Source organism: Enterobacteriaceae bacterium Kacie_13 (assembly GCA_013457415.1).
Taxonomy (GTDB): Bacteria; Pseudomonadota; Gammaproteobacteria; order Enterobacterales; family Enterobacteriaceae; genus Rahnella.
Window position 1 is genome coordinate 40,663 of sequence record CP045668.1, and the last position, 24,415, is coordinate 65,077.

The 24,415-nt window shown below is 56.2% G+C and carries 31 protein-coding genes; 29 read left to right on the plus strand and 2 right to left on the minus strand.

Annotation, left to right across the window (positions count from 1 at the left end; all coding sequences use genetic code 11):
• Window positions 1-24: 24 nt before the first annotated feature.
• Window positions 25-399 (plus strand): DUF3085 domain-containing protein, encoded by a 375-nt coding sequence (locus GE278_24110; GenBank protein QLK63879.1) that lies wholly within the window; start codon window positions 25-27, stop codon window positions 397-399.
• The gene (locus GE278_24115; protein ID QLK63880.1) at window positions 396-1,187 is read left to right on the plus strand and encodes an N-6 DNA methylase; all 792 of its coding nucleotides are present in this window, start codon (window positions 396-398) and stop codon (window positions 1,185-1,187) included. The genes GE278_24110 and GE278_24115 overlap by 4 nt, the downstream gene beginning before the upstream one ends.
• Window positions 1,188-1,437: 250 nt before the next feature.
• Here the strand turns inward: GE278_24115 and GE278_24120 are convergent, their stop codons facing one another.
• Window positions 1,438-1,638 (minus strand): hypothetical protein, encoded by a 201-nt coding sequence (locus GE278_24120; protein QLK63881.1) that lies wholly within the window; start codon window positions 1,636-1,638, stop codon window positions 1,438-1,440.
• Window positions 1,639-1,847: 209 nt separating this feature from the next.
• On the opposite strand from GE278_24120, the gene GE278_24125 reads away from it, so the two are divergent.
• Together GE278_24125 and GE278_24130 are read left to right on the plus strand one after the other, a co-directional pair.
• Entirely contained in the window at window positions 1,848-2,243 is a 396-nt protein-coding gene (locus tag GE278_24125) for a hypothetical protein (protein ID QLK63882.1), read from the plus strand.
• Window positions 2,244-2,308: 65 nt separating this feature from the next.
• Window positions 2,309-3,181, plus strand: a complete 873-nt coding sequence (locus GE278_24130; protein QLK63883.1) for a hypothetical protein — start codon at window positions 2,309-2,311, stop codon at window positions 3,179-3,181.
• 298 nt (window positions 3,182-3,479) lie between these two features.
• Here the strand turns inward: GE278_24130 and GE278_24135 are convergent, their stop codons facing one another.
• Complete coding sequence (locus GE278_24135) at window positions 3,480-3,938, minus strand: transglycosylase SLT domain-containing protein (protein QLK63920.1); 459 nt, start codon at window positions 3,936-3,938, stop codon at window positions 3,480-3,482.
• Window positions 3,939-4,372: 434 nt separating this feature from the next.
• Between GE278_24135 and traM the strand changes: the two genes are divergently transcribed.
• The 25 genes from traM to GE278_24260 all read left to right on the plus strand — a co-directional run bounded on the left by traM (window position 4,373) and on the right by GE278_24260 (window position 24,384).
• Window positions 4,373-4,753 carry a relaxosome protein TraM gene (traM, locus tag GE278_24140; protein ID QLK63884.1) on the plus strand — a complete coding sequence of 127 codons (381 nt, stop codon included), beginning with the start codon at window positions 4,373-4,375 and terminating at the stop codon, window positions 4,751-4,753.
• Between the two features lie 200 nt (window positions 4,754-4,953).
• Window positions 4,954-5,208 (plus strand): hypothetical protein, encoded by a 255-nt coding sequence (locus tag GE278_24145; GenBank protein ID QLK63885.1) that lies wholly within the window; start codon window positions 4,954-4,956, stop codon window positions 5,206-5,208.
• A 482-nt stretch (window positions 5,209-5,690) separates the two neighbouring features.
• The gene (locus tag GE278_24150; protein ID QLK63886.1) at window positions 5,691-5,879 is read left to right on the plus strand and encodes a TraY domain-containing protein; all 189 of its coding nucleotides are present in this window, start codon (window positions 5,691-5,693) and stop codon (window positions 5,877-5,879) included.
• Window positions 5,880-5,999: 120 nt separating this feature from the next.
• Window positions 6,000-6,329 carry a type IV conjugative transfer system pilin TraA gene (gene traA / locus GE278_24155; GenBank protein QLK63887.1) on the plus strand — a complete coding sequence of 110 codons (330 nt, stop codon included), beginning with the start codon at window positions 6,000-6,002 and terminating at the stop codon, window positions 6,327-6,329.
• Between the two features lie 13 nt (window positions 6,330-6,342).
• Window positions 6,343-6,651: a type IV conjugative transfer system protein TraL gene (gene traL, locus GE278_24160; protein QLK63888.1), complete on the plus strand. Its 309-nt coding sequence runs from the start codon at window positions 6,343-6,345 to the stop codon at window positions 6,649-6,651.
• A gap of 18 nt (window positions 6,652-6,669) precedes the next feature.
• Window positions 6,670-7,236, plus strand: coding sequence for a type IV conjugative transfer system protein TraE (gene traE / locus GE278_24165; protein ID QLK63889.1), 567 nt, complete (start codon window positions 6,670-6,672; stop codon window positions 7,234-7,236).
• Window positions 7,178-7,960, plus strand: a complete 783-nt coding sequence (gene traK, locus GE278_24170) for a type-F conjugative transfer system secretin TraK (GenBank protein QLK63890.1) — start codon at window positions 7,178-7,180, stop codon at window positions 7,958-7,960. Before traE ends, traK begins: the two co-directional genes overlap by 59 nt.
• Window positions 7,947-9,278 carry an F-type conjugal transfer pilus assembly protein TraB gene (traB, locus tag GE278_24175; protein ID QLK63891.1) on the plus strand — a complete coding sequence of 444 codons (1,332 nt, stop codon included), beginning with the start codon at window positions 7,947-7,949 and terminating at the stop codon, window positions 9,276-9,278. The genes traK and traB overlap by 14 nt, the downstream gene beginning before the upstream one ends.
• Before the next feature lie 68 nt (window positions 9,279-9,346).
• Window positions 9,347-9,517, plus strand: coding sequence for a Clp protease (locus GE278_24180; protein ID QLK63921.1), 171 nt, complete (start codon window positions 9,347-9,349; stop codon window positions 9,515-9,517).
• Window positions 9,504-9,854, plus strand: a complete 351-nt coding sequence (locus GE278_24185) for a hypothetical protein (GenBank protein QLK63892.1) — start codon at window positions 9,504-9,506, stop codon at window positions 9,852-9,854. Before GE278_24180 ends, GE278_24185 begins: the two co-directional genes overlap by 14 nt.
• Window positions 9,851-10,372: a type IV conjugative transfer system lipoprotein TraV gene (gene traV / locus GE278_24190; GenBank protein ID QLK63893.1), complete on the plus strand. Its 522-nt coding sequence runs from the start codon at window positions 9,851-9,853 to the stop codon at window positions 10,370-10,372. Before GE278_24185 ends, traV begins: the two co-directional genes overlap by 4 nt.
• A 12-nt stretch (window positions 10,373-10,384) precedes the next feature.
• Window positions 10,385-12,976, plus strand: a complete 2,592-nt coding sequence (gene traC / locus GE278_24195; GenBank protein ID QLK63894.1) for a type IV secretion system protein TraC — start codon at window positions 10,385-10,387, stop codon at window positions 12,974-12,976.
• Window positions 12,973-13,383, plus strand: coding sequence for a type-F conjugative transfer system protein TrbI (gene trbI, locus GE278_24200; GenBank protein QLK63895.1), 411 nt, complete (start codon window positions 12,973-12,975; stop codon window positions 13,381-13,383). The genes traC and trbI overlap by 4 nt, the downstream gene beginning before the upstream one ends.
• Window positions 13,383-14,027 carry a type-F conjugative transfer system protein TraW gene (gene traW, locus GE278_24205; protein QLK63896.1) on the plus strand — a complete coding sequence of 215 codons (645 nt, stop codon included), beginning with the start codon at window positions 13,383-13,385 and terminating at the stop codon, window positions 14,025-14,027. Before trbI ends, traW begins: the two co-directional genes overlap by 1 nt.
• Window positions 14,024-15,007: a conjugal transfer pilus assembly protein TraU gene (gene traU, locus GE278_24210; GenBank protein QLK63897.1), complete on the plus strand. Its 984-nt coding sequence runs from the start codon at window positions 14,024-14,026 to the stop codon at window positions 15,005-15,007. The genes traW and traU overlap by 4 nt, the downstream gene beginning before the upstream one ends.
• Before the next feature lie 11 nt (window positions 15,008-15,018).
• A complete protein-coding gene (locus GE278_24215; GenBank protein ID QLK63898.1) occupies window positions 15,019-15,240 on the plus strand; it encodes a TraR/DksA family transcriptional regulator in 222 nt (73 codons plus the stop codon).
• Window positions 15,237-15,845 carry a type-F conjugative transfer system pilin assembly protein TrbC gene (trbC, locus tag GE278_24220; protein ID QLK63899.1) on the plus strand — a complete coding sequence of 203 codons (609 nt, stop codon included), beginning with the start codon at window positions 15,237-15,239 and terminating at the stop codon, window positions 15,843-15,845. The genes GE278_24215 and trbC overlap by 4 nt, the downstream gene beginning before the upstream one ends.
• Window positions 15,842-17,704, plus strand: a complete 1,863-nt coding sequence (traN, locus tag GE278_24225; GenBank protein QLK63900.1) for a type-F conjugative transfer system mating-pair stabilization protein TraN — start codon at window positions 15,842-15,844, stop codon at window positions 17,702-17,704. Before trbC ends, traN begins: the two co-directional genes overlap by 4 nt.
• A complete protein-coding gene (gene traF / locus GE278_24230; protein QLK63901.1) occupies window positions 17,701-18,459 on the plus strand; it encodes a type-F conjugative transfer system pilin assembly protein TraF in 759 nt (252 codons plus the stop codon). The genes traN and traF overlap by 4 nt, the downstream gene beginning before the upstream one ends.
• 12 nt (window positions 18,460-18,471) lie before the next feature.
• Window positions 18,472-19,008, plus strand: a complete 537-nt coding sequence (gene trbB, locus GE278_24235) for a type-F conjugative transfer system pilin assembly thiol-disulfide isomerase TrbB (GenBank protein ID QLK63902.1) — start codon at window positions 18,472-18,474, stop codon at window positions 19,006-19,008.
• Window positions 19,008-19,292 (plus strand): hypothetical protein, encoded by a 285-nt coding sequence (locus GE278_24240; protein ID QLK63903.1) that lies wholly within the window; start codon window positions 19,008-19,010, stop codon window positions 19,290-19,292. Before trbB ends, GE278_24240 begins: the two co-directional genes overlap by 1 nt.
• Entirely contained in the window at window positions 19,289-19,633 is a 345-nt protein-coding gene (locus GE278_24245) for a hypothetical protein (protein ID QLK63904.1), read from the plus strand. The genes GE278_24240 and GE278_24245 overlap by 4 nt, the downstream gene beginning before the upstream one ends.
• Window positions 19,630-20,988 carry an F-type conjugal transfer protein TraH gene (gene traH / locus GE278_24250; protein QLK63905.1) on the plus strand — a complete coding sequence of 453 codons (1,359 nt, stop codon included), beginning with the start codon at window positions 19,630-19,632 and terminating at the stop codon, window positions 20,986-20,988. The genes GE278_24245 and traH overlap by 4 nt, the downstream gene beginning before the upstream one ends.
• Window position 20,989: 1 nt before the next feature.
• A complete protein-coding gene (traG, locus tag GE278_24255; protein ID QLK63906.1) occupies window positions 20,990-23,842 on the plus strand; it encodes a conjugal transfer mating pair stabilization protein TraG in 2,853 nt (950 codons plus the stop codon).
• On the plus strand, window positions 23,839-24,384 hold the full coding sequence (locus tag GE278_24260) for a hypothetical protein (protein ID QLK63907.1): 546 nt from the start codon (window positions 23,839-23,841) through the stop codon (window positions 24,382-24,384). Before traG ends, GE278_24260 begins: the two co-directional genes overlap by 4 nt.
• The last annotated feature ends 31 nt before the right edge of the window (window positions 24,385-24,415 follow it).

The window sequence follows — 24,415 nt, forward strand, 5'->3', positions numbered from 1 at the left end:
TTACAGACTTTTGAGAGGTGAACGATGGGTAACGCATTGTTGTTTAAAGCAGAGGCGCTGGCACCGGTAATGACCGACGTTAAAAATAACGCCTGTAAACTGTGGTTTCTGGCCGATGAAGGCATATATCTGACCGCTGAAAAGGCGTCATTCGTTAACGGGCATCGGACTATGTCCTATGCCGAAGGATTTGATCCCGATGACTGGAAAGACGCAGGCTTGATGTTTGTCGCCATCAATAACGCAACAGGCGGCTACGGTGAGATATGGGAAAACGTGGTATTGCCGCCGGAAATGCTGGAATGTCTGACAGCGGGCGCAGCCGATCTGGCGGTTGACGTCACTGAAAACGGGTGCGTTTTTACCGCCCGCGCGCGTGAAACGGGCGTGACAGCATGAGCCAGCTATCGTTTGATGCGCTGTTTTCCCCGCCGGAGGCCGTGGCGGTTGAGCCGGTTTCCGTTACGACAGCGACGCCTGCTGACGTGGTTTCATTTTCGCGGCCTGTGCGGGATAGCTCAGTTTCACTGCTGGATAATCACCGGAAAGACTTTGTGAAACTATTCCGTGAAACGGCACGCTATCACAACCGGTATCAGGTATTCAGGGACTTTGTGACAATGGCCGCCGTCGCGTTGGAAAATGCTTTTTTACAGTCTGTCGAGCTGGAGAGTGAATATTTTCAGACGATTGCCGGTTATGAGAAAGGCGACCTGAATCGTATGGCACGCTTACTGGCTTTGGTGACATCGGGGCTGGATGCCGGTATGTGCGATTTTCTGGGTTCCATATTCATGGAGCTGGAGATCGGCAGTAAGGACATGGGGCAGTTTTTTACCCCGTTTTCCCTGAGTGAGCTGATCGCGGGGCTGGTCATGGGGCAGCGCGTTCAGGAACTGGCGGACGGTGCGCCCTATATTACGCTGGATGAGCCGACTTGCGGCGCGGGCGGTATGGTGATCGCGGCGGCTAAGGTGCTGCTAGACAGAGGCTATAACCCGCAGACGCAGCTGCTAGTGCAGTGTACCGATCTCGATCCGGTGGCCGCGCGGATGTGCTACGTGCAGTTGTCGTTGTTGGGGATCCCCGCCTGTGTCAGGGTTGGTAATTCTCTTAGCCAGAAAATCACCCGCGAAATGTATACACCGTTCTGGTATCGCATCAAGGGCAGTCGCCGGACATACTGAGGAGAGGGCAGGGAGCAATCCCTGCTTTTCAGCCCGCGAGAAAAACCTTGTGCACGTAACTGCTGCGGCTGCGCCGCTGCGGTTCTCCCGCATATTACAACACTGCCCGGCCTGGTTAGCTTCATCCGTTTTACCCTTCATTATTTTCTTCCTGGGATGACGCTTCTTAGGGTTCCTGCTGTAGCTCTGCTGACTCCTCAGTTTCTTCCTGTTGTGCTGATTGTCCGGTAAAAAATGCTGGGACTGGGCGTCACCCTTCGGGCACGGCTGTCGTGAACAGAGCCAGCAAGCTGTCTCTGCCCTTCGGGCTTCCATCCTGACGCAACGGAAGGCTTGCAGCGGCAAAGGCCGCGCCACCTGAACTGCCGGTGATAACGCCACCGGCGCTGAGGTCGCCACGGCTTCGCCCGTGTCGGGTGCGTTCATTCTCGCCGGTCCGTTTGTGTGCCATCGCTCAGCCAGCCCTTCCGCTTCGGGCTTAAACGTAGCACCGCCTGGTCATTCCCCAAGGGGTGAAATGCACTGCGCCAAAACTTTTCCTCGTTTCTCGTAAAATTTTTGTCTCCGCCCCTTGTTGCCTGCCTGCGTTGGTACTCCGTTGCCCTTGCCGCGAAAGAACTCACTGAGAGATGGACTCACCACCGAAGGGGAACAACCAGAATGAACACACAAAACGTCAAAACCGCCGCTCCTGAATCTACTGAAAGATGTTCACGGGTCAAACTTTATAACGTCATTGCGGATCAGCAGTCGTTGTTATTAAGACTGGCCGGTTTGTGGAATCTCCAACTGTCACCAGAGGAAGAGGAGGAAGAAGTCAGCATGTTAGTGCTTCAGCTGGCGGAAAACGTCCTGTTGTACGGGGTAACGGACTGGTCTTGCATGAAGCCAAAAATTTTATGGGATATCGCGTGTTTTTGGTTTCAGGCACAAAAGATAGCTCCGAGCTTATATGAGCTGAAAGGTGCCCGCGCGGTTGAATATGCCCGCTGCGAACTGGCCGAAAGGTTAGCCCACGAAAAGCATAAAAGAGTAAGGAAGCATCAGGCCGCATAAATCACCGGCTGTTCATTTTAATTATTCTGGGGGTAATCCCCCTTTAAATTACAGGAGTAAAAAATATGATTTCACTATCCTCACTTTTTCAGAAAGAAAAGACACGCGCTAAGATTGTCGTGGGTTCCGTGGTAACAACGAATTTATATTGGCTAGGGCGCGGCGTGGTTTATAAGATCCACGGTGAACAAATGCCGGAGACGGTGAAACAATTGGGCGGTGGTATTGTGGTTAGCGGAGGTCATGCTCAATTCGATATTGTTCATGATTGCGGAAAATTTAGTAAGCGTCTGCCTGAATGTATTTTGCGCGGCGTGCAATGGGAGATTTTGAATGAAATCGTAGACTCGGATGAAATTAACATATTATGTGAGAACGCGGAAAAAAAGGAAGCAGAATCACAGCGTGAAAAAGAAGAACAGACCGCGCGATTTAATGCTGAAGTTGAACGGTTAAAAACGGCGGAGGAATATGCGAACCTCGAGCAGGGAGCATGCAGCAGTGGAAAACTGGCCGCTAAAAATATTCGCAAGGAGTTGAAGCAGTCTTTTAAAGGGGTGAAGTTTTCAGTCCGTAATCCGCATTATGGTTCTGTAGACGTATGCTGGCAGGATGGTCCAACGTGTGAAAAAGTGGACGCGATAATCAATAAATACAAAGACGGCCACTTTAACTCAATGGAAGATATCTACGAATATTCATCGAATCCGTTTAACACGGTTTATGGCAGTGCTAAATATCCGGACTCATCGCGCACGTTTTCTGATGCCATGATCGAGAAAGCTATCGCCAAAGTGATAAATGATTATCACCTAGATTATGAAACACCGCCAACGGCAGAGGATTTAAACAAGGGGCGTTTGTGGTCAGAGAAACGGGAAGTATTTCACCACGGATTGCAGTCAAAAATATATTCCGTGTTATCTGAAATGGAATGACAGGGAAGGGCGGCAAGGTGTCGCCCAGCAAATTTATTGTTCGCGCCGGTAAAATGCATACCGCATTGAGCGGCACGCATTTTATTCCCCGCCCACCCCGATGGAAATAAAAAATCTTCCATCGTCCCGCTGCCCCATAGGGGCGCCCTGAAGAGCACAACTTACCCACATATTCACAATCAACATTTTCACCTTGTCTCGGTGAAAAACGCTGCGGATATTTCACCCAGCCTTGCGGGGGTAAAATATCCTTGCTCTGTCTCATGTGTATATATGGATAAGATTGCAGCGCACTCTTTTATGGCTGTGTCGCTTTCTGCTTTTTGATGTTCATGTAAATATGGTGCACTTCTTTTGCGTACTTCTGACGCTTAACCTGTTGTTCTGCCTTCAACGAAAAACCGGCATTGTAAGCACCAACAGAATCCCAACCGATACCCCAGCGTTTAAAAGCGATCGCCAGATAGTAAGCGCCGGTATAAATGTTCATGCAACTGTCGCTATAAAGTTTTTGAGGCGTGATGCCAAACTGGGAAAGGTGAGCGAAATTCTGTGAGTGGATCTGCATATTTCCTACCGCATACTTCTCAGGGCTGACAATGTTCATTGCATGTGGGTTCATGGATGATTCACGAAAAGCGACGGCGCGAAGAAGATCGGGATCAATATGATAATCCCTGCCCGCAGCGTCGAAACAATCTGCGGCACTGGCGGTGAACGTAAGAATGAAACAAAACCCGGCGACAATCCTTATCATCATTAATCCCATTAGCTAAGGCCGTGCTACATCCTCACATTTTTGCCATGAAATGCCAAGCGCGGTTATTCACAAGTCCGGACAAAGCGACAGCATAGAAATGCCTGCTCCCCTAACCAAAAGACTCACACCCCTCGCAAGATTTCATCTTGCCTGATAAGTGTTTAAATTCAGATGTCTGCATTGAAAATGTGTGCGAAGAAAAGAGTTTTGTCTCTTTCAGCGAGTATAAACACACTCTATCTATACTCTTTTGCGAGTATAGGTAGAGTATTGGCAATACTATCCCTTTTTTTACAGCGAGTCTGATGGAGTACACTCGCGATCAGACTCTACTGCATAGTATAAAATAGAGTACATGAAGCCACACAAACTATAGGTGTATACTCTGCTGCGTAGTATAGTAACTCTTTGTATAGTAATAGGAGTTAATTATGCCAAGGTTGCAAACTTTTGTAAGTAATGAGATAGAGCAGGAAATCGTAGACATTATTAACGTCAAAAGAAGCGAGGGCGCGACTAAAGATGAGGCTAACGTTTCTAACACAACGTCTATGCTCATCGAGTTAGGTATTCGGGTTTATAAACTTCAACGGGTTAAGCAAGAGGGGGGGTTTAGCCAGGCGGAGTTTAATAAGGTTATGCTCGAGAACATGATGAAGACCAGTCTCATTTGTCAGAAGCTAATAAGAATAAATGCTCGGAATAATGAAGTGCAAGGTCATGATGAATTTTTGCTGGCCAACATGGCGGGTCAAATTAAAAATGAGGTGGATATGAATTTAGAGAGGTTTTTCCCATCAGAGGCTGATTGAATGGACTCATTTTATCTGGAGTTATTTTTATATTTACGCATGTATTTATACATTGAGGAATGATATTTTGATATAATTAATATCAAGGCTAAGGTGGGCTTAGATTTAATTATTACTAATAAATTTTGTTATGAACGCCGCCCCTGAGTGTTTGCCCACACAGAGGCGACTACCCAACACTACCCTAAACAGGAGGGAGTATGGATGATATCGATCCTATCGAAATTACACACGTGCACAAGTTTTTTCCTGAGCTAACTGAAAAAGAAATGCTGGTTTGTTTCTTATTTTGTCGTGAGATGAACCGCTATGAGATAGCTGAGCATAAAAGAGTCTCTGTTACCCAAATTGATAATCTGCTCAGAACGATCCGGAAAAAACTCAAATTAACCGAAAATCAGGAGATAAAAGTGACTTATCTTCTCAGGGTGCTGAGAAATTCGCGATTGTCTTGAATATTAGCCATGATCTTTTTTGTTGAACTCTGATGTAGAGGCTAGATGCTGGGGAAACCTAGCATCAGCAGTGTTTTGAAATTTTTTGTTTCATTTGTTCACTTCTGCTTACCGATGCATCCACTTTGGATGGACCCGACAAACCCCGTCTCGTGTGCAATCCCAATGTACCTTCAAGTTTATCGACACCAGTAGTGTCCGTTAACTTCCATATTCCATGACATTTTTTTTATGACGTAACTTTTCTTTTACAAAAAAAAATTTTTATCCAACGATTGTCTGTATTTATTTTGATCAAAATTTATTGATTTATATCAATTCATACTTGTGGGAATAATCTAAATTCGAGAAAAAACCATGTCTAACTTATTGTCACGGCTATGAAAAAAAATAATTTAATAATTGTTGTCGTATGGGGGTTTTAAAAAATTTAATTCATGTATCATTTTTCAACCTGATTAGCGTATTCCTGTAGGGGATTTATGAGCGTTCATGAATATAGGTCGATAACCTTAGTTGTAAAACTTACGAGTGATATGAATGAAGAGTTGACCACATCAGCTTCGGAATCTAATCGTTCGAAAGCAAGAGAAGCCGAGTTAAGACTTCGTGATCATTTAAAGAATTTTAAAAACATTGCCTGTGAAGGGGAGAGGGTTGTAAGGGGTTAAATTTTTTATTTTTCTGAGCATTGCCTTATAAAGTGATGGGGTCAAAATATCATTACCCTAATGATATTTTGACGGTGTGGCTTTGTACCGTTTATTAGTTAATTAAATAAGGAGTTTATAATGGGCTTATCTATTAAGGCTGGGGTGGCTGCTGCCAAAAGTAAATTAAAGCATCTAAATACTTTTCGCAAAAATGCCGGGGGCATTATTCCCGCGCTGGCGGTCATGATGTTGTGTTCGGGTAATGCAATGGCTGAAGACTTAATGGCCGGCGGGCAGGAGGCGGTCCAGGATACTTTCGGCGCGGACTCCTCCATTGCCAAGTGGATTATTTTGGCCGAGGTTATCGTCGGTATTATTACCTATATCAAAACCAAGAACATGTTCATGTTGTTTGGTATTGCCATTGTGATCGTATTCACCACCATCGGCTTTGGCCTGGTCGGTTAATTAGGAGCGCGCAATGCCGCCGGAAAATGATTTATCGAAATATCGTTTTCCGAAAACATTGAGTGAACAGCGCCGCCTGCTCGGTTTGCCCTATGATGAAGCCCTGCCGTCCTTCCCCGTATTAGTCTGGGGAATTTTGGTGCAGAAAGCGTTATTTGGCATGGGCCTGGCGGTGCTGATTTGGTTTTCTATTCGCAGTGCGAAAAGAGGGAAGGGGAGCATGTGGTTGTATAACTTTCTCTACTGGCATTTCCCCACCCTGTTATTTCGGCCCGTTTTTAAAATCATCCCTGACTCAAGTTTTCGGCAATGGATTAAGTAACGGATAAGGACACCGATTATGGCGCTTACGGCCCGTAATTCCTCAAATAAAATTATTGCCTGGACGATGGTGGCGCTGTTCATGCTGCTGGTCCTCGCGCTGGTCTCCGTCATTCTGCTGGCGATGCAAAACCGCTATCTGGCGGGCCATCAAAAAACCACGGTCACCCCCATGGCCTTTACCGCGCCGTTCTGGACCTCGGAGTCAGAGACCAGCCCCGGCTACATGCAGATGATGGCCCTGTCCTTTCTGGCACTGCGCCTGAACGTCTCCCCCGAAACTGTCGAAGCCCAGCATGCGTTTTTACTGTCGTTCGCCAAACCCGGCGCACAGTCCGAATTCAAAGTGACGCTGGCGGAGGAAGCCCGCCGTATCAGGCAAAGCGAGGTCAGCAGCGCGTTTTATCAGACCCAGATTAAGGTTTTTCCGGTCGAGGGCGTGGTGGACATTCGCGGCATGCTCAATACCTGGATTGGCAACGGCAAACCCACCAGTGAGCTGAAGCACTACCAGCTGAAGCTGGACTATGCGTCAGGCGTCACCAGTATCAACGCCTTTATGGAGGTGGATGATGCGAAAAAATAACCTTCAGCTGTGCGCGCTGCTTGGCGGCGTCCTCCTTTCAGGCGCCAGCGCTGCCGCAACGGCCCCCGTCTCGCTGAGCTTTCCGCCTAACGGCCAGTTTCAGCTGCCGGTCAGCAATACTAATCCGAACCTGATCGTTATCCCCGGTGACCGCATCGTGGCCATCAACAGCGCGGCCGGCAAGCTGACCGACAAGCGTAATACGCGGGACGGCGCGGTGCTGTTTTCCTCATCCAGCGACAAGCCTTTCACCTTCTTTATCGAAACCGAGCACGGGCAGGTGGTATCCGTGCAGGCCACGCCGCGCGCCGGCGAAGGGCGCAGCTACCGCCTGCTCAACGTCGAACCCGTGGCCCGCCCGGCCGCCAGGGCCTGGGAAACGGCCCAGCCCTACGAGTCGCTGCTGGTTGCCCTCAATCATGCCGTGCTGCAAAACCGGATGCCCGAAGGGTATGCGCCAGCGAACGTCGAGAACGACCGCGTTTCCGGCCCTGCGGGTTTAACGATGACGGCCGACGCGGCCTGGACCGGTAACGCGCTGCGCGTGGTGCGCTATCGCGTCACTAACGCACTCGCCCATTCCGTCACCCTGCAAGAGCAGGACTTCTGGCGTCAGGGCGTGCGCGCGGTGATGTTCAGCCCGCCGTCCGCATCATTGCTGCCCGGCACCTCGCTGACCGTTTACATCACCCGGACGCAGGAGGTCGACGATGGCGAACATTAATGCGCTGGTCAAACGCAAGCAGGTCGCCCTGCTGATTGCCACCGTGTTGGGCATCAGCCTGGCCGTGGGCACCGGCTGGTACGCCTCCACGCTCTCTATCCGCAAGGAAGCCAAGGTAAAGGCGGCGCGTGAACCGGCGCCGGACATGACCGGCGTGGTCAACGCCACCTTTGACGACAAGGTCCAGCGCAGCGCCATCACCGAATCACAGGTGACCAGTAAAGCCGTGCGTAAAGAAATGGACACGCTGCGCAAAGAGCTCGACGCGCTGTCGCGCGACCGCAAGGGCGACCAGCAGCGTATCAACTCGCTGGAAGAAGAGAACAAATTGCTGCAGGTCCAGCTGGACGCCGCCGGCAATGCCCCGAGCGGCGAGCCGGTCCCCGCACTGAGCGCGGCGCTGCCCGGCAACGGCGTGCCGCCGCCGACCCAGTTCTATCCGGGCGCCGGCCTGCCCGTGCAGGGTGAAACCACCTTTGCCGCGCTGCCGCCGATGCCAAAAGCGGGCGGCATCGAGAGCACCGCGTTTAGCTACGACAGCGTCTCCACCCAGCCAAAGCTCCCCTATATCCCGTCGGGCAGCTTCACCGGCGCGCTGGTTATCGAAGGCGCCGACGCCAACGCGGCGGTGACCGGCGCGCAGAACACCGCGCCGATGCAGTTTCGCCTGACGGGCAAAACCCAGATGCCCAACGACAAAGAGTATGACCTGACCGGCTGCTTTGTGACCGCGGAGGCCTACGGTGACGTGTCCAGCGAACGCGCCGAGGTGCGCACCCGCAGCATCAGCTGCCACAAGGGCGAGGACATTATCGACCAAAAAATTCCGGGACACGTCAGCTTTATGGGCAAAAACGGCATCAAGGGCACGGTGGTGATGCGTAACGGCAAAATCCTCGGCTGGGCATTCGGCGCCGGCATGGTTGACGGCATCGGCAAGGGGATTTCTGCGGCATCGACGCCGCAGGTAGGTCTCGGGGCGACCGCCAGCATGGGCGCCGGCGACGTTGCCTCGGCCGGCCTGGGCGGCGGTGCCAGCCAGGCGGCCAAGACGCTGAGTGATTACTACATCAAACGCGCCGAACAGTATCACCCGATCATCCCGATCGGCGCCGGCAATGAAGTCACCGTGGTGTTTCAGGACGGTTTTCAGCTGGAAACCATTGAAGAAGCCCGCCTGAAAAAGGTGCGAAAAACGCAACTGCAGCAGGCGACGAATGGTGCCGCCGATACGCTCAGCACACCCAACATGATGAACCAGCTTAAAGACCTGAAGGTCGGTGATTTGGTGCATCCCGGTACGAACGAAGGACGTTAATGATGAATCTGCCAATGACAGACAACGTTGTGGTCGTCGGTGAAACGGGGAGCGGTAAGACCGATGCAATGTGCAACAGCACAAAACGTATTTGTGTGCAATCAGACGTCGGTCAGCTCAGAAATATCTACGGCGGTGAGGGCTCAGAAAGTCTCGCTGAGGCCGTACGCAAGAGCTGTAATGTCTGGTTTCCCCTTAAACCATTCCACTCTCAGGGAGAGAAAAATGATGAGCAATAACGCAGGAATGATCCGTTTTCTGATGCTGACGCTGGGATTTACCGCCGCCTTTATGCACGTTTTTGGCGTCGGGTTGCTGCAATGGCAGATAAGCCATTCTTCTTTATATGCCTACACCCTCGCACTGAGTTCTGCCTCGTTATCCGGCACTGAGGGGCTCAACACGGTGTTATACACCGTAACCTGCCTGGCCATTGGCGCTTTTGCCGCTTGGGTCTTTGGCATTTGTTTGCAGGCCTGCGAGTACGCGCTGCATCTATTCCCGCGCCCAAAATGTCATGCCAACGACACCAACATAAAGCTCGACGTTGTGTGCGGGCGGAGAAATAAGCCATGAAACGTTTTCTTTTACTTCCCGTTCTGGGCAGCGCCCTGCTGCTGGCCGGCTGCGCCGGCGTCAGCGGTGACTTCGAGTGTGACGCCACGACCCGCGACCGCTGTATGACCATGGGGCAGGCTAACCAGAAAGCGCGTCAGCAGTCGGACGCCGCGGTGGGAAAGCCGGCTGCGGGCGCACTGCCCGGGCTGGTTAACCCGCCGCCGCAGGCGTCAGTCCCGCGTACCTTACCCGCCGTCGCCGTGCCCGCCCCTGTGCAACGCCCGACGCAGGTGGCGGCATCACGACCTTTTACGCCGGTAAAAGTTGCCGCCCGCCAGGCCACGATGCCAGTTGCCGCGTGCTCTCCGCTGCGCTGCGACTCCGCCGGCCAGGCTCACGCGCAGCGCAGCCCTGAGAAAATCGCCTATGTCTGGGTGGCCCCGTGGGTGGATACCGATGACGTGTTTCATCAGCCGGGCCGCGTGTCGTTCGTGACCGACGCCGCCCGCTGGCAGCTGCCTCAGTCAGTGAATTAAGGAGAGGTACGCATGGAACGTCTTACCGACACCGTCAACCGCCTGCTGTCCGCCTTTAGAATGCCGGACGGCGCCGCCGAGGCCAATAAAACGCTCGGCGACATGAAGTTTCCGCAGCTCAGCAGCATTCTGCCTTATCGCGATTTTGATAAAGACAGCGGGCTTTTTATCAACAAAGGATCGCTGGGCTTTATGCTGCAGGCCGTCCCGCTCATCGGTGCGAACGAGCACATCGTGACGGTGCTCGACGACATGGTGAAAAGCAAGCTGCCCCGCCAGACGCCGCTCTCCTTCCACCTGGTGTCCAGCCGCGTGGTGGGGCAGCAAATTGACCACGGCCTGTCGGACTTTCGCTGGACGGGCGGGCAGGCTGAAAAATTTAACGCCATCACCCGGGCCTTCTATCAGCGGGCCGCGCAAAAAGCGTTCAACAGCCCGACGGGGCTGCCGCTGACCCTGCGCGACTACCGGCTGTATATCTCGTACTCCATGAAAACCAAAAAGCGCGACAGCGCCGCCATCACCGAGCTGACGCACGTCATGAAGGTGCTGCGCGCGTCGCTGGACTCCGCAAAAATCGCCACGGTCCCTGCCACGCAGGACGAGTTTGTGAACATCGTCAGCGGCATGGTCAACCACCGCGAGGGCGATCTGTACGCCGAGCCGGTGAGGGTCAGCCAGTATGACGAGCTGAACCGCCGGTGCGTCGACCGCAGCATCCATCTTGCCGTGACCCCGGACTCCCTGACGCTGGCGCTCAACAAACCCGGCGGCAGAAAGTCCCGCACCCGCGTGATGAACTTCATGATGGAGAAAAATCCGGACATCTTCTTCCTGTGGGAGGGCGGTGACAACATCGCCAACCTGCTCAGTCCCGATCTCAGCATCGCCAGCCCGTTTGTGGTGACCCTAACGCTCGAGGCCGAAGATCAGGTCAGCACGCAGAACGAGGCCACGCGCAAATTCATGGATCTGGATAAAAAGGCCAACTCGCCGTACGCCAAAATCTTTCCCGGCGTCATCAAGCAGGCAAAGGAGTGGGGCGAGCTGCGCGAACGGCTCAACGGCAACCAGAGCTGCCTGGTACGCTATTTCTACAACATCACCACCTTCTGCCCGGACAATGACGACGACGCCCTGGTGTGCGAGCAGCAGGTGATCAACACCTTCAAGAAAAACGGCCTGCAGCTATTTCCGCCGACCTACATGCAGATGCGCAACTACATGGCCATGCTGCCCTTTATGGCAGGGGAAGGGCTGTGGGAAGAAATAAAGGCCAGCGGGGCAACCTGCCGCTGCGAGAGCACGCAGGTGGTGAACCTGTTTCCGGTGGTGGCCGACAACCGGCTGTGCGCCGGCGGCCTGCTGGCCCCGTCTTACCGCAACCAGCTGGCGTTTCTGGACGTCTACGGCAGCGGCCTCGGCAACACCAACTACAACATGGCGGTGACCGGCACCTCGGGGGCGGGCAAGACCGGGCTGGTGCAGCCGATACTGCGCAGCGTGCTGGACTCCGGCGGCATCGGCTGGGTGTTTGACATGGGTGACGGCTACAAGTCGTTCTGTGAGAACGTCGGCGGCACCTACCTCGACGGCCAGAGCCTCAAGTTCAATCCCTTCGCCAACATCAGCAACATCAACGAGTCCGGCGAGCGCATTCGCGACCAGCTGGCGGTGCTGGCCAGCCCCAACGGCAGGCTGGATGAAATTCACGAAGACCTGCTGCTCAAAGGGGTGCTGCTGGCCTGGAACAGCAAAAAGAACAAGGCGCGCATCGACGACGTGGTGTTTTATCTCGCCGAGTGTCGCCACAGCGAGAAATACAAAAACTCGCCGGGGATCACCAACCGCCTCGATGAAATCATCGAGCTGCTGGAGAAATACACCACGCGCGGCATCTACGGCGAGTACTTCAACAGCGACGAGCCGTCGCTGACCGACGACGCGCGCTTTATCGTGCTGGAGCTGGGCGGGCTGCAGGACAAGCCGGCGCTGCTGGCGGCGGTGATGTTCTCCCTCATTATCTACATCGAAGACAAGATGTACCGAAGCCCGCGAAATCAGCGCAAATGCTGCACCATCGACGAGGGCTGGAAGCTGCTCAACTTCAAAAACGAGAAGGTCGGCGCCTTTATCGAGACCGGCTACCGCACCGTGCGCCGCCACATGGGCTCCTTCATTACCATCAGCCAGAACATCAAGGACTTTGACGCGGACGACGCCTCCTCCGCCGCCAAGGCGGCGTGGGGCAACTCGGCGTTCAAGGTGGTGCTCAAGCAGGACGCGGCCGAGTTCAAGCAGTACAACGAGAAGCGGCCTAATCAGTTCAGCAAGCGGGAGCAGCAGGTCATCAGCAAGTTCGGCGATGCCAAAGACCAGTGGTTCAGCTCCTTTATGCTGCGCATCAACGACACCAGCTCGTTCCACCGCCTGTTTGTCGACCCGCTCAGCCGCGCGATGTTCAGCTCCAACGGACGGGATTTTGAGTTTATTCAGGCCGAGCGGGGCCGGGGCGTTGATATCCACGACGCGGTGTACGCGCTGGCGAAACGCAACTTTGCCGATGAAATGGCCGAACTTGAAGCCAGGGTGGAGGGCGCATGACAACACAACCCCTTGTGAAGCCTGACGTCACTCCGGTGAAAAGGCGCAGTAGGCGCCGTAACCGCTGCGTCGTGCCGGTCGCGTGCGTGGCCGCCTGCATGACGTTGCTGAACGCCGCCGTGACGCTGCTGCTCATTCAGTGGCAGCAGCCTGTGGCCGTGGCCTTTGATATGAAGGGCACCGTGGACCAGTTTATGACGCAGACCGCCCGGCATCAGCTTTCCGAAGCCCAGAGCGCCGCGCTTTCCGGGCGTTTTACGCAGGCGCTGGAGGCCAGCCTGGTCGATTATCAGCAACGTCATCGGGCGCTGATTCTGGTTGCACCGTCGGTGATCGGCGGGGCAGAGGATATTACCGACGCCGTTCAGCAGGATGTCTCCCGCCGCATGCAGGAAGGGGGCCAGTGATGAAGCGTCTGTGTTTCATTATCTTGTTGAGCGGTTTCAGCGCGGTTCATGCCGCCGACCTGGGCACGTGGGGGGATTTATATCCCATTACCGAGCCTGACCTGATTGGCACCATCGGGCAGCGCCTGCATGCTATGGAGGAGAGCGGCGAGCTGGCTGAAAAGCAGGAGGCGTTTAAGCAGCGGGTGATTGAGAACAGTCTGCGGCCAAAGCCTGTCAGCGGGCTGGCTATTGCGCAGGAAAATACCACGCGCCTGTTTGACCCCGCGTTTGTGGTCGACAAGGACATCGCCGACCATCAGGGCACGGTGTTTGCCCGTCAAGGCCAGCGTGTAAACCCGCTCGACAGTGTTCCCTTCACGCAAACGCTCTATTTCCTTGATGCCGACGATAAACGGCAGCTGGCGTGGTTTCGCGCCCAGCGTCCCGCCACGCTCGGCATCAAGGTGATTTTAGTCAACGGCGACATTGCGCAGGCGACGCAGGCGCTGAGCACGCGGATTTACTTCGATCAGGACGGCGTGCTGAGCAAGAAATTTGCGCTGACCGCCGTGCCGGCGCGGGTTATTGCCGCCCCCGACGGTCACCACCTGCAGATTGATACCTTCGATATTACGCCGTACGCCGGGGAGGCCCAGCCGTGAAGCTCTTACGTTACGTCTCGCTGTGCCTGTTGCTGCTTGCCAGCGGGCGGGCCATGGCCGACCCGCAGTGCGAGGGGCGATTTGTTAATCCGATCACCGATATCTGCTGGGAGTGCATTTTTCCTATCTCCATCGGCAGCGCGGCGGTGTCGACCGGCACTCAGCCTGACACCGCCAATCCTGCCAGCCCCATCCAGCTGTGCCCGATGGGCGTGCTGTACCGCGTGGGGCTCGCCATCGGTTACTGGGAGCCGATGGCCATTACCGACGTGACGCGGTCGCCGTACTGCATGGTGAACCTCGGCGGTTTTAATCTTGAGGTTGGCAACGTGGGGTCAGGCACGGCGGGGCAGAGCGACAAGCCCGCGCCGGGCGCGTTCTACCACGTCCACTGGTACAAATACCCGCTGACCTACTGGCTCAGCATCATCACCTCCGCCGGCTGCCTGCAGGGCGGTGACATGGACATTGGCTACCTGTCCGAGCTGGATCCGATGTGGAACGACAGTTCGCTGGGTCTCATCATTTCTCCCGAGGCCATGCTGTTTAATAACGTCATCGCCCAGGGCGCCTGCGCGGCGGACGCCATGGCCAGCGCCGCCTATAAGCCTATCGATGCCCTGTTCTGGTGTGCCGGGTCGCAGGGGTCGATGTACCCGTTCTCCGGCTGGGTCTCCAACGAGTTCAGCGCCCTGCAGTCCTCGGTGCTGGTCTCCGAGCGCATGGCGTTCAAGCTTCACCGCCAGGGCATGATCATGAACTCCGTCGGTGCAGATACGGCCGTCTGCTTTGAATACCCGTCCCCCATCATTCCCAAAGAGCGCTGGCGTTACCAGATGGTCAACATGTACCCGGACGTTCTCCAGTGCCACCCGTTTGGTCGCACCGTCATGCGCTGGGAGGCCGGTCATAACCCGCCGAACGGGCGTAAAAACTTTGGCTATCTCATCTGGCGCAAGCGCAACTGCGTCTTTTTATAAGGAAGCGAGTTATGGACATCATCGACAACATCACCGAGCTGGAGTTGGGCGTGCTTGAGCTGCGCCTGAGGGCGGTCACCTGCAAACCGCAGCGTCCCTCCGCGCTGGCCTGTATGGAATGCGGCAACGTTCTTCCCGAGCGCCGGCGTAAGACCCTGCCGGGCGTGCAGCTGTGCGTGGGCTGTCAGGAAGTAGCCGAGATGCGCCAGCGTCATGTCGGAGGGCCGGCATGAAATCTCTCCACCTGTTGTTACTGGCGGCCTTTGTTTCCTTGCCGGCTCTCGCCGGCCTGCAGGACGACCAGCAGTTTATCAACGACCAGCTTCGCGCCGGCGATGTGCAGCGCAGCGCGCCCCTGCCCGATTTTCTGCGCACCGTGCCAAAACCGCCGGCCTTAACGGGGCAGCAGCAGTCCTTCATTGACGGTCTCAGACCGTCACCGGCGCAGGCGTTGCCTGAGAAACCGGTGCCGACGGCGCTGTACTTCGTGTCGTTCTCAATGCCGGAAGAGGGCCTGAAAGCCCTTATCGGTGAAACCGACCGGCTGCGCATTCCGGCCACGCTGCGGGGGCTTATCAACAATGATTTTCGTCAGACCGCCAACGCGGTCCTGAGATTAGTGGGGGAGGAAAAGCGCGGCGGCGTGCAGGTTGACCCGACGGCGTTTAAAACCTACGGCATCACGGCGGTACCGGCCCTGGTGGTGACCTGCCAGGGGCGCTATGACCGGGTGGCGGGGAACATTGCCCCGGTGCAGGCGCTGCACAAAATCGCCGAGAGCGGCGAATGTGCCGCCGTAGCTAAAGCACTGCTGCAGGATGCGGGAGAGGAAGGATGAACCGACAACAACGTTCAGGACTGAAGGTCGCACTGGCGTTCTGTGTCTTTGGGGCTGCGTTTGCCGTTGGGGCCAACGACCAGTACAACGCCGGCGCTGACTACGCGCGCGGCGTCAAAGACGGTGACGGGAAGGTCATTAGCGGGTTTACGCCGGAGACCGTGCTGCCCAACTACACCGCCACCCCTGCGCAAAGCGGCTACTACGGCGGGGTGACGACGCCAAGCACCAATCTTGATGCGCCGGGTAACAAGGCGCTGGCGGAAAGCGAGGCGGGCAAGGCCATTACCGAGTCAATCCTGAACAACCCGAAAGACCCTATCTCCCCGGAGGCGCCGTTTATCCGCGCGGGCAGCGATGCGAAAGCCGACGCGGAGAAGGTCGCGGACGGTTCGTTTGACGGCTGCGAGGCGCAGGAGGTCGGTCGCACCGAGTTCAGCAGCCACGTCTGCGAGCGCGACATTAACGTGACCCGCACCTGCACCCGCGACGGGTATATCACCGGCACGACGGTGCCCGTGCGGGAGCAAAAAAACCTGCGCATCGCGAACTTCACCTACGTACGCGAAAGCAAGCAGCTGCGCGCCGATTTTGTGGCGCCGGTGACCGGCACCGTGCTCGGCGCCAGCTTTGATTTCGTGCTGGCGTCTTCAACGGGCGGCTATACGCAAAGCACCACCATCAGCCTGCTGGGGACGTCCGTTCTGGTGCCTACCTACGGCAACGGCAACTACCCGCTGGGCGTCTCCAGCTTCCCGCTGACCGCGGGGCAAACCCTGAGCGCCACCTTCTATATCAACCAGAATCAGCATCAGGACGTCTTTTTAGACGGCATGCTGCGAAACCTGAACGAGGGGAAGACCACGTTTGTCATCAACATGCTGGTACTGGCCGAAGACCAGCAGTGGCAGGGGCAGGTCAGCTGGCCCGGCCCGTGCGCGCTGTCGGAAGAGATTGGCGCGCAGTTAGTCGCCAGCCAGTGCACCGTGCCGGGCGGCAGCCGGGACATCGTGGTGGATGGCGTGACGCACAGCGTCTACAGCGACTGCTGGCAGTACACCGACACCTACCGTTTGCAGGAGGAGGAGGCCGGCACCTGCGGTGAATATGCCGCCAATCCCGCCTGCACGCTGGCGACCCAGCAGTGTGCGTACGAGATGGACGGCGTGTGCCTGCACCAGAACGTGACCTACAGCTGTGAGCGCAAGGTGACCGGCACGGGCATGGTCTGCGGCGGAGACTTTTTCTGTACCGACGGCAGCTGCGCGGAAGCCGTCTCGGGCAAGGATAACGATTTTAAGAGTGCGGTATCCCAGCTGGCCGCCGTGGCCGCCGCCGGGGAAGACGTGGCCGAAATCAACGACGTTAACGTGCGGGCCTTTACCGGTCAGCCGCAGTTTTGCCGCAAGGCGGCCGCGGGATTTAACAACTGCTGCAAAGGCTCCGGCTGGGGCAGCGACGTGGGGCTGGCGAACTGCAACAGCGAAGAGAAAGCGCTGGGGGAGGCGAAAGAGCGCCTGCTGACCGTGGACGTGGGCGAGTTCTGCAGTAAAAAAGTCCTGGGCGTGTGCCTTGAGAAAAAACGCGGCCATTGCGTGTTTGACTCCAAGCTGGCGCAAATCGTGCAGCAGCAGGGCCGCCAGTGGCAGCTGGGCATCGGTTTTGGCGGGGCAGAGTCACCCGACTGTTCGGGCATTAGCGTGGAGCAGCTGCAGGCGCTCGACTTTAAGCGCATGGACTTCAAGAACTTTTACGCAGACATGGAAAACGGGGCGTCCGTTCCTGATAACGATGCGCTGCTCGAGCACGTGAAGCAGCAGTTGGCAGACCGGATGCCGAAAGCGAAGGGGGCACAATGAGCCGCGCCCTGATGTTGACCAGCCTGCTGCTGTGCGGCGCGGCCCACGCGGCGCCCTTGTCAGACGCTTCCTATGAGTCACCGGGTTGGCACTGGTACAACGAACCGGAAGACGAGGAGGTCGTCGAGGCAAAGCCGACCCCGTCCTCACCCGCACTTTCTCCTTCCGAGCAGAAGGCCCGGCTGCAGCAGGCGACGAAAGAGGCGCTGGACACGGCCATTTTGTACCCGACGCCGCAGCACTTTAAGCGGTATATGACGTTGCAGAACTTCTGGACGACAAAGGCCGGCGAGTTCAGCCAGTCGGCGAAGCAGGCGATGCTGATGTACCCGGAGCTGGACTACAACCTGCAGTTCAGCCACTACAACGGCACGGTGCCCGCGCAGCTGCAGGAAGACCAGCAGAAACAGAAGGCCGCCATTGCCAGACTGACGGCCGACCACGGCCTGTTCTTCTTCTACCGGGGCAAAGCGCCGCGCGACGCACTGCTGGCCGGCGTGGTGAAGCGCTTTTGCGACGAGCACGGCCTGAGCCTGATCGCCGTCTCGGTGGACGGCACGTTCAGCCCGGCGTTGCCGCAGAGCCGGCGGGATACCGGGCAGGCACAGAAGATGGGCATTCGCCATTTCCCAGCGCTGTTTTTGGTTAACCCAACGGATGAAAGCTATCAGCCGGTGGCCTACGGATTTATTACGCCGGACGACCTGTCCCGCCAGTTTCTCAACGTGGCCACCGGCTTTACGCCGAACTTTTAAAGGACGACACGCATGAAAAAAAACCTCAACGTCGGCTGTCTGGCCCTGCTCCTGACCTGCGCCGCCCACGCCTCGACCTGGGACGACATTGCCGCCATCGAGGCGGCAAAAGGGCAGTCCCCCGTCACCGAACCCCGCGCTGCGGGTAAACGACCGCCGACACCGGCCCGCTGGTTTGCGCTGAGCTCCGGGCAGCGCGTCAACCTCAACGACTGGAAGCTCGTGGTGTTTATGCAGTCGACCTGCGCGTATTGCCATCAGTTTGACCCGATGCTCAGCGCGTTCTCTCAGGAGTCCGGCCTGTCGGTGATGGCGTTCAGCTTAGACGCCAGGGGCGATGCCGCGTTTCCCGACGCACTGCAGGCCACCCCGGAGGTGATGGTGCAGTTCTTCACGCCGGGCATGCCGGTGGCGACGCCGACCACGTTTTTAGTGAACGTCAACTCGCTCACCACCTTCCCGCTGCTGCAGGGGGCGGCAGAAAAGCCCGCGCTGATCTCCCGGCTGGACGAGGTGCTGCAGATAGCGATAAACGGGAGGGCCGGCTGATGTTTTTATTCTTTAAAACGCCGCCGGGCGCGCCGGCGGACTCGCGGCTCAAGACCGTCGCCCTGTACCTGATTTTCGCGGGGCTGGTGCTTCTGGTCGTGTTTGAGGTGTCAATCGGGTTCTGGGGGCTTTTGTATTACCCCCTGTCAGGGCGCTGGTTTGTTGCCAGCGTGCTCGCTATCTGGGCGGGCTGCGTCGGATTAATGGTGGACGATGTCCGCCGGATGTTGAAAAAAATGCGTGAGAAATACGGCAAAAATCGCCACGGGAGAGGCCGGAAATGAGCAATCTCAATATAAATAAGCAGGTTCAGAGTGTCGGGAACGACTGCCATTATTCGCTGCGGTTTTATCTGATTTTGGTTGTTCTGCTGCTGTTTTTGCTGGCTGTTACCACCGTTCTTCTGTGGATGATGTGGTGTGCCGAGAATGATTATCCTCTTTCGCCATCGTGGTCTTTCTATGTCCCTTTCGGAGAACGCTGTGTCATGACGGGCATGGTTATTGTCCCTGTGGCGGTCACCGTCGCGGGCTGTGTCGGACTGATGGTGGCGGAGGCAGAGGCGGGTCCGGTTATGACGCGCGAATGGCAGAAGTTCATCGCGCGCAAAGGCGGTTCACGATGAAGAAAGCGACGCTCGTCTGTCTTATCGGGCTGCTGCTTGCCGCCCCGGGTCGCGCCGACGTCAACAGCGACATGAACCACTTCTTCGGCAAGCTGGGTTTTGAAGGCAATACCTCCCGGCCGCAGGTCTGGCAGGGGCAGGCGGCGGGCTACGCCAGCGGCGGCTCGCTCTACATGCGCAACGCCGTCAGGCAGATCCAGATGGTGTCCCTGTCGCCGCCGAGCCTGAGCAACGGTTGCGGCGGCATTGACGTCTACCTCGGGTCGTTTTCTCACATCAACGGCGAGGAGCTGCAGCGCTTCGTGAAACAAATCATGGGCAACGCCGCCGGCTACTTCTTTGACCTGGCCCTGCAGACCACCGTGCCGGAGATGAAACAGGCGAAAGACTTCCTGCAAAAGCTGGCCTCGGACGTGAACAGCACCAACATGTCGAGCTGCCAAGCCGCGCAGGGGATCGTCGGCGGCCTGCTGCCGCGCACGGAGGTCAGCCAGAAGAAGGTCTGTCAGGACATTGCCGGCGAGACCAACTGGTTCGCCGACTGGGCCGCGTCGCAGCAGGGCTGCACCGTGGGCGGGGGCTACGACAGCGTGACCAACAAGGCCAGCGAGAAGACCAAAGATCAGGTCATGAAGAACAAGAACGTGATGTGGGACGCCATCAAAGAAAAAGGGATGTTCAGCAACAACCAGGAGCTGGCCGAGTTTGCGATGAGCCTGACCGGCACCCTGATTTATGACGCCAATGGCCAGATAAGAATACTGTCGCCGATCACCACCAACGAGGACGTGCTGAAGGCGATGATGAACGGCGGCAGCGCGACTATTTACCACTGCGATAACCGGGATGACTGCCTTAACCCGCAGCTGATGACCATCAACATCAGCGCGGACAATGCGATGAACGGGCAGGTCAAGGCGCTGCTCAAAGCGATCCAGGACAAGGCGGTGAGGGACGAGCCGCTGTCCGTGGCGGAAAAAGGCTTTCTCGAGTCGACCCGCGTTCCGGTGCTGCGCTACCTGGTCGACCCGCTGTCGGTCAACATCGGCCCCGCGGTGGTGTACCAGCTGGCGGAGTACCTCGGCTACGACATCATGATGCAGTACATGAACGGAATGATTGCGCAGGTGCGCACCCTGACGGGCGGGAAAAGCTTCCCGGGCGAGGTCGCCGACCAGCTGAATAAAAGCCTGGACACCGCGACCGACCTTATCGCCGAGCTGCAGACCCGCGTGCAGGTCAGCCAGGACGCGGTGACGGCGGTGGAGCGCCAGATGGGCTACCTGCGCCAGCAGGTGTCGAGCCGCCTTATTCAGCGTTACCAGAACAACTATCGATTTACAGGGGAGCAGTAATATGGACGTGATTTACACGATAAGCGGCGGGGAGTGGTTCCGCGACTCGCTCAACGCGGTGGCGGCGTTTACCCAGTCAGATACCGGCCGCAGCCTGATGACGATCGCCACCGTGCTGTCGGTCGTCACCTGCGCGGTCGCCTGGATCCGCACGCACGATATTTTCACCCTGCTGAAATGGGTGTTTGTGTTCACGGCGGTCAGCGTCCTTATCGGCACCACGCGGCCGGTGCAAATTATCGACGCCACCAGTCCGGCCCGGGTGTATCAGGTGGACAACGTGCCGGTCGGGCTGGTGCTGCCGGCGACGGTTATCACCACGGTCGGCCACGGGCTGATCGCGGGGTACGAGTTTTTTTTCCACCAGTCCGACGCGCTCACCTACAGCCAGACCGGCATGCTGTTCGGCGCCACCCTGGTCGGCAGCAGCTCGGACTACGCGTCGACCAGCGCGGAGCAAACCGACCTGTTTGCGGATTACGTGGAGAACTGCGTGGTGGGCGACATGCTGCTTAATAAGAAGTACAGCATGAATGACCTGATGAACAGTAAAGACCCGTATGAGCTCATTTTTAGGAAACCCAGCCCGCTGCGCGGCATCTTTGATGAGAACAGCGAGTTTAAAACCTGTCAGGAGGCGGCGGTAACGTTGCAGAAGATGATGGGCATCGACACCGCCGCGGGCGGGGAGACGTGGGGATACTACGTGCGTAAATTCTTCGGCAAGACGCCGGAGCGCGCGGCGCTGTATGCCCAGCTGATGGGCGACAGCTACCAGTACTTTTACGGCGAGAGCAAAAGTGCCAGCGACATCATGCGCCATAACGTGACGCTGAACGCCCTGCGCCACGGGTTCGCGGGGTTCGCGGCGCGCAACGGCGACACCGCCAGCCTGGTGAACCTGTCGTCGGAGTCGTCGTTTGCGAAAATGCGCATGTCGCAGGCCACCAGTGCCAACATCGCTACCCGCACGCTGCCTATCATGCAGACGGTGCTAACGGGCGTGCTGATTGGGCTGTTCCCGCTGATGATTGCCCTGGCCATGATAAGCACGCTGTCGCTGGAGGTGATAAAGGGCTACGTGTACTCGCTGGTGTATCTGCAGAGCTGGCCGGTGCTGTTCGCCATTCTCAACAGCGCGATGAACGGGTGGCTGAAAATCCACACCAGCGGCATACCGGTGACGCTGTCGAACCTGTCAGAGCGGCAGCAGATGTTCTCGGACATCGGCACGACGGCGGGCTGGCTGGCGCTGTCTATCCCCTTTTTAGCCTTTTATCTGGTGAAGGGGCTGGGCAACGGGGTGTCTCACGCGGGGAGCTATCTGGGGTCGGCGATGCAGAGCGCGGCGACGGAGTCCTCCTCCAAGACGGTGGACGGGAACTGGTCGTTCAACAATCAGCAGACGGACAACGTGCAGGGCAACAAGTGGGACACCAACAGCAGCCATGCTGACGGTCAGCGCACTCACCAGACCGGCACGGGCGCCTCGGTGACCCAAACCGGCGACGGCGGCACGGTCTACAACACCACCGGCGCGATGTCGAAACTGCCGATGGAGGTGAACTTTGCTAAAGCCGAGAGCAGCGCTGCACAGCGTTCCGCCCGGGAAAGTTTGGCAGATTCACAAAGCCACCTGTCGGGCTACAACCGATCGGTAAATAGCTCCTTTAATCAGGCGAGCCAGTTCTCCCAGCAGTATGGCAATAGCTCGACGATGAGCAGCGGCGCGGACAATGCGCAAAGCATGAGCGATACGATTGCGGCGAACAAAATGGTTTCTGCCGCCAAAACCTATGCGCAGAAAAACAATATGAGCTTTGCCGACGCCTGGAGCGAGATGGATAACAAAACGCGTCAGCTGCAAGCTAATGCTGGGCTCAGAGGGAGTGTTGCTTTTGATTCTAACAAGCAACTGGCCGGTAAAATTGCTGGCTTTGCCACCGGCGTCAGCATCAAGGGCGATGCACACACCGGTATTGAGGGTACGGCAGCGTCCGGCAGCCAGGATTCGACGAGCAAAACGGGGACGTCGGGTAAGGATTTTTCGGCAGACAAAAACAGTCAGGAACTCAACGACTTCCGTGAGGGGCGTGACGTGCTCACCAGCCATCGGACGTCGCAGTCGGGCAGTCATGCGGACAACACGGCAAACTCCAAGCTGGAACAGCTGAGTGCCACGCTGGCCGAGGCGGACAGCCAGTATCAGCAGTACACCGACAGCATGACCCGCAGTCATGAATACAGCCAGATTGCGTCCCAGTCTGAAACCATGAGTGCGCAGACCCAGAGTAATTATGCGCAAGAGTTTGTGGGCTATGTGCAGGCTCGAGCACCGGAGCGTGCAGAGGCGATACTGACCGATACGGGCAGCCCGGAAATACGCGCAGACCGGGAACAGCTTGCCGAACAATTCATGAAGGAAAGCGTGCAATCCCGCGTTGAAGGGAATTTCGAGGCGAATCGAACCTCTCTTTCCGAAGGCATGCCGTCAGTGCAAAACGCGGTAGCCCCGGCGGCTGGCAATGCCTATCAGCGGGGTGAAGCCGAAATCGCCAATCGCACCCATAACGCTGCGGTACGTACGGACAGCGCTGACCGGGCCAGTGCCATGATTAATGATAATAATACGGCAATATCCTCAGAAAGACTGGGGATAAGCACAGTGAAAGATGATATAAATAATCATCGGGATAGCCTGAAAGCCGACCATCAGACGGCAGAAAATACGTACTCTGTTGAGCATGATAAGGCGCAAAAAGCACAGGACTCTTTGCTTCCTCGTGTCAGTGAGATACGTGAAGACACAAAAAAATATTCAGCCAACTTAAAGGATGAGGACGGTGACAAATGAACGTGACTAATAAGATGATCAAAGATGACGTTGCGATGATATCGCGCGTTTTCTTAAACGAAGAGTGTGAGGTGCCGCCGTTTTGGAAATGTATGCGCCTGGGGCTGAGCATTTTTGTAGGGTTGGTCTCCTGGCAGACTTTCTTTGCCCTCACCACCGATAATTTCAGTGGTGGATTTTCAATTGTTATGGCTGTCGGCATTGGTTTTATTATTCTTTTAAGCTGCTTTGGTTTGAGCGCGAAATATTATTCCTTACCAGAGAAGGTAAGGCAGGGATCTATTGTTATTCAGTTTGTGAAAACCAAGATAAAATATTATGCATTTTTTGTGATATCTATGTACGTGATATTTACCCTGGCTCTCAGAATGACTGACATCTTTATACCTGTTGCCTGTATAGTATTTTTTTTCCTGACTTTCATAATAACCTTCATGATCTTTTTAGCCGACATTGGGCGTTATGACCTGTCACTTTTCAGCGCCGCTATATCCGCATGGCGGGGTGAGGAATCTGAAAGTACGCTTAAAAACCCCGAGTAAACACTGACTGAATTTGACTGCTAAGCCTCAC

Bases quoted from the DNA above. Each gene is read 5' to 3' on its own strand.
- GE278_24125 (QLK63882.1), top strand. From the start codon at position 1,848: ATGAACACACAAAACGTCAAAACCGCCGCTCCTGAATCTACTGAAAGA.
- GE278_24185 (QLK63892.1), top strand. From the start codon at position 9,504: ATGATGAGCAATAACGCAGGAATGATCCGTTTTCTGATGCTGACGCTG.
- traK (QLK63890.1), top strand. From the start codon at position 7,178: ATGCGTCAGGCGTCACCAGTATCAACGCCTTTATGGAGGTGGATGATG.
- GE278_24110 (QLK63879.1), top strand. From the start codon at position 25: ATGGGTAACGCATTGTTGTTTAAAGCAGAGGCGCTGGCACCGGTAATG.
- GE278_24120 (QLK63881.1), bottom strand. From the start codon at position 1,638: ATGGCACACAAACGGACCGGCGAGAATGAACGCACCCGACACGGGCGA.
- traF (QLK63901.1), top strand. From the start codon at position 17,701: ATGAGCCGCGCCCTGATGTTGACCAGCCTGCTGCTGTGCGGCGCGGCC.
- GE278_24245 (QLK63904.1), top strand. From the start codon at position 19,289: ATGAGCAATCTCAATATAAATAAGCAGGTTCAGAGTGTCGGGAACGAC.
- traH (QLK63905.1), top strand. From the start codon at position 19,630: ATGAAGAAAGCGACGCTCGTCTGTCTTATCGGGCTGCTGCTTGCCGCC.
- traW (QLK63896.1), top strand. From the start codon at position 13,383: ATGAAGCGTCTGTGTTTCATTATCTTGTTGAGCGGTTTCAGCGCGGTT.
- GE278_24130 (QLK63883.1), top strand. From the start codon at position 2,309: ATGATTTCACTATCCTCACTTTTTCAGAAAGAAAAGACACGCGCTAAG.
- traA (QLK63887.1), top strand. From the start codon at position 6,000: ATGGGCTTATCTATTAAGGCTGGGGTGGCTGCTGCCAAAAGTAAATTA.
- traN (QLK63900.1), top strand. From the start codon at position 15,842: ATGAACCGACAACAACGTTCAGGACTGAAGGTCGCACTGGCGTTCTGT.
- trbC (QLK63899.1), top strand. From the start codon at position 15,237: ATGAAATCTCTCCACCTGTTGTTACTGGCGGCCTTTGTTTCCTTGCCG.
- traM (QLK63884.1), top strand. From the start codon at position 4,373: ATGCCAAGGTTGCAAACTTTTGTAAGTAATGAGATAGAGCAGGAAATC.
- trbB (QLK63902.1), top strand. From the start codon at position 18,472: ATGAAAAAAAACCTCAACGTCGGCTGTCTGGCCCTGCTCCTGACCTGC.
- traB (QLK63891.1), top strand. From the start codon at position 7,947: ATGGCGAACATTAATGCGCTGGTCAAACGCAAGCAGGTCGCCCTGCTG.
- traV (QLK63893.1), top strand. From the start codon at position 9,851: ATGAAACGTTTTCTTTTACTTCCCGTTCTGGGCAGCGCCCTGCTGCTG.
- GE278_24145 (QLK63885.1), top strand. From the start codon at position 4,954: ATGGATGATATCGATCCTATCGAAATTACACACGTGCACAAGTTTTTT.
- GE278_24180 (QLK63921.1), top strand. From the start codon at position 9,347: ATGTGCAACAGCACAAAACGTATTTGTGTGCAATCAGACGTCGGTCAG.
- traG (QLK63906.1), top strand. From the start codon at position 20,990: ATGGACGTGATTTACACGATAAGCGGCGGGGAGTGGTTCCGCGACTCG.
- traE (QLK63889.1), top strand. From the start codon at position 6,670: ATGGCGCTTACGGCCCGTAATTCCTCAAATAAAATTATTGCCTGGACG.
- GE278_24240 (QLK63903.1), top strand. From the start codon at position 19,008: ATGTTTTTATTCTTTAAAACGCCGCCGGGCGCGCCGGCGGACTCGCGG.
- GE278_24260 (QLK63907.1), top strand. From the start codon at position 23,839: ATGAACGTGACTAATAAGATGATCAAAGATGACGTTGCGATGATATCG.
- GE278_24115 (QLK63880.1), top strand. From the start codon at position 396: ATGAGCCAGCTATCGTTTGATGCGCTGTTTTCCCCGCCGGAGGCCGTG.
- traL (QLK63888.1), top strand. From the start codon at position 6,343: ATGCCGCCGGAAAATGATTTATCGAAATATCGTTTTCCGAAAACATTG.
- GE278_24215 (QLK63898.1), top strand. From the start codon at position 15,019: ATGGACATCATCGACAACATCACCGAGCTGGAGTTGGGCGTGCTTGAG.
- GE278_24150 (QLK63886.1), top strand. From the start codon at position 5,691: ATGAGCGTTCATGAATATAGGTCGATAACCTTAGTTGTAAAACTTACG.
- trbI (QLK63895.1), top strand. From the start codon at position 12,973: ATGACAACACAACCCCTTGTGAAGCCTGACGTCACTCCGGTGAAAAGG.
- GE278_24135 (QLK63920.1), bottom strand. From the start codon at position 3,938: ATGATAAGGATTGTCGCCGGGTTTTGTTTCATTCTTACGTTCACCGCC.
- traC (QLK63894.1), top strand. From the start codon at position 10,385: ATGGAACGTCTTACCGACACCGTCAACCGCCTGCTGTCCGCCTTTAGA.